At 44.0% G+C, this 3,550-nt stretch carries 1 protein-coding gene; it reads left to right on the top strand.

The window, feature by feature from the left end; translation table 11 throughout:
* Positions 1–378 precede the first annotated feature (378 nt).
* The coding region (locus ACUVJL_RS09780; protein WP_445245660.1) for a putative Ig domain-containing protein at positions 379–3,550 on the top strand (3,172 nt) is incomplete at its 3' end.

Below are 3,550 nucleotides of genomic sequence, written 5' to 3' on the forward strand. Positions count from 1 at the left end.
TTTTGGCAATCTCTGGATAAGAGTGTCCTTCCCAAGCCTGCCGCAATACCAGTATGTGAATATCGTTGAGATGCTCTTGTTTGAGAACTGAGTCGAGGAAAATCAGTGCTTCGTCGATCGTCATTTATTTAAAATTATCGGATGTGTTAGCGCAAGGGTCGTGGTTCCTGTCCCCAATTGCAGAAATTTAAGCAGCTATACTTAAAAAGTATAGCATATTTTGCACTCAGGATATAACTATTTATAACTTTTGATCACTGACGCGATCGGCGCATCCGGGTTATTTTTGAATCAAGGTAGATTGTAAGGATTAAGGTGAAAAATAGTTGTATGATTCTCTGAGTTTATTTAACCCTAAAAATTTAGTTGAGCAAAAAAATGTCAAATCAAACCTACTCCATTATTGACTTAGGCACACTGGGCGGCTCAGAAAGTCGAGCTTGGGCGATTAATAAAAACGGTCAAGTAGTTGGTGATGCTCAGACGGGTAGCGGACAGTTCCGTGCTTTTCAATTCACTGATATTAACACCAACCAGCTAGTAGACCCTGGTGAAATGCAAGATCTTGGCATAGTGGGCAACGCATCCGAAAGCCGTGGACGCGATATTAACAATAACGGTCAAGTGGTCGGTTTTCTCACAACCAGCACTGGGAGTACCAGAGCTTTCCTGTGGAACAGTACCAGCGGAATGCAAGAGCTTACAGGAAGTAGCAACTCTGCACTCAGTATCAACAACAATGGTGTAGCAGTTGGCTTTTTCAAAGTTAACCAATTTCAATTTCACGCTAGCCGTTGGCAAAACGCTCAGGCTTTTCCCCTAATCACGCCAATCGATAAAAGTAGTTGGGCTACTGGCATTAACGACAGCGGTCAGATAGTTGGCTATACAGATATAAACGGCAATCCTATTCGCGCCTTTCTTTATGAAAGCGGAGAAATGAAAGATGCGCGTGACTTAGGCACGCTGAATAGCACTTCAACAACAAGAGCTTGGGACATTAATAATCAGAGCCAAGTCGTAGGTCAATCTGGCAGCAAGGCATTCTTTTGGAGTAGCAATGGTGGGATAAAAGACCTGGGTTCTTTAGGCAGCGGTAGCAGCCAAGCTTTAGCGATTAACAACCAAACTCAAGTAGTTGGTAAATCAAACGATAGCGCTTTTATTTGGAGCGACAGCAACAGCAACGGGCAGTCAGATCCAGGTGAGATGACTGACCTCAATACTTTGATTCCTTCAAATGCTGGGTGGAGTCTCACAGAAGCACAAGATATCAACGATGCTGGTCAGATTGTAGGAACAGGTATTATCAATGGTCAAACTCATGCTTTTCTTCTGACTCCAATTCCTTCTTCTCCCGTCGATCTGTCAGTCAATTTGGATAAGGGCAGTGAAAAAGATAAGACAGTAATTACTGTGAAAGCAAAAACTCTCAGTGCAGTGAATAGCGATCGTGCAGTCACTGTTACTTTAACTGGGACTGCTACAGAAAAAGATTTTACCGCTCCACCAATCCCTAAACAAATTATAATTCCAAAAGGGCAGACCGAAGGTTCTTTCATTGTCACAATTGAAGATGATCCCCTAGTAGAAGGAACGGAAACTGCCACCTTCACTATCAGCAATCCCTCTGCTGGTCTTACCTTGGGTCAAAACATTTCTAGAAGTATCGCTATTACAGATAGCGATACAGTACGTCAAGGAGACTACGCTAAACTACCTTATGCAGTCAAGCAAGTTGAGGAGTTTATTAGCAAACTTAAAGCAGCAGACAAAGACCAACGAAGAAAATTATTGAGTAACAATGGTCAGCTTTATGATGAGAAACCAGTAGTAATACCAGACGATATTCTAGACAAGGATGGCAATTTTATTCCCAGTATTCTAGACAAAGATGGCAAATTAATTAAAAGAGGAGAAGACAAGCTTAGGGTATCGCTAGGTGCTAAGGGGTGTTATTTGTCATCGATGGCAATGGCAGTTAACATTCTGTTTCCTAACCGCCGTCCAGAAAATACACAAACACTTTATGATAAGGTTGTTGTTGAAGAAGAAGGAATTAGTCCAATTAAGTTTGTATATCAATGGCAGAATGGAAAACCTCGTTATAAGGGAGCAGATGTCGTCGGTGATGTAGCTTTAAAAGCCATAAAGGATAATCTAGAACAAGCAAAAACTAGCAATATAGATGAGATAAAAAAAGCACTGGAAGCAGGAAACCCAGTTTTACTAAATGTTAAGAATGGTGGACATTGGGTACTGGCTAAAGGTGTAACGCCAGAGGGAAAATTCGTCATTATAGATCCGAATTTTAAAGAAGATGACAAAAAAACCCTTGAAGGGGAAAGAACCCTTGAAGAAGTGAAGGAAATGCTGAAGAAAGAAGGGAACCCAGATGCAAGAATAATCAGAACAGATGATAAAGAGTCTGCAAATCTAACTCCTCACAGTCCCATCGATTTAGTAATTACCGATCCTACAGGAAAGAGGATCGGTTTCGATCCCAAAACAAATAGCAATTTTAATGAAATTGCCAACAGCGCATATACAATTGATTATCCGATTGAAGACTCGGACTACACCTATACTGAAGAAGATTTAGAGAATTTAAGACCCTTTGCTTCAGCAGGAACTTTCTTAGATTCTATTACACCAGGAATTTATAATATTCAAGTGACTGGAATAGCAGACGGGGAGTATCAAGTAGACTTTAGGAGTGATAGAAATACTGGCGATCTGCCAACCGTAAGCTTTGGAGGATTCATTACTAAGGGTCAGGTTGTCAATTACAAAGTACAATTAGACTCATCGTTAATCCCCACTTTAGTTGAGTCTTCAAATACTTCAAACAATACACCAGTCGCGACTGTGGCGATCGCAGACGCAACAGCCACAGTGGGTGCTGCTCTTAAGCTGCAAATTGGTGACAATGCTTTCAGCGACCCAGATGTGGGCGACACTCTCACATACTCGGGCACCTTAGAAGATGGTACTTCCCTGCCCACTTGGTTGACTTTTGATCCGGTGGCGCGTAGCTTTTCAGGGACACCAACAGATACCAATGTGGGAAGCTTTAATATTAAAGTCACCGCAACAGACAAGGCAGGTGCAAAAGCTAGTGATGTTTTTGTATTGGCAGTGGCTAAACAGACACCAACACCCACGCCCACATCAGTTCCCTCTCCACCGCCGACTCCCGAACCAACCCCGACCCCTCCTCCGATTCCCACTCCCACCCCGACCCCGAATCCCACTCCCACCCCGACACCCACTCCGATTCCAGAACCGACCCCGAATCCGACTCCCATCCCGACACCTACTCCGATTCCAGAACCGACACCCACTCCGATTCCAGAACCGACACCTAATCCCATTCCCGCCCCGACACTCAATCCCACTCCCACCCCGACACCCACTCCGATTCCAGAACCGACACCCACTCCGATTCCAGAACCGACACCCACTCCGATTCCAGAACCGACACCCACTCCGATTCCAGAACCGACACCCACTCCGATTCCAGAACCGACACCCACTCCGATTCCAGAAC

The organism is Microcoleus sp. OTE_8_concoct_300 (assembly GCF_031383065.1).
Lineage (GTDB): Bacteria > Cyanobacteriota > Cyanobacteriia > Cyanobacteriales > Microcoleaceae > Microcoleus.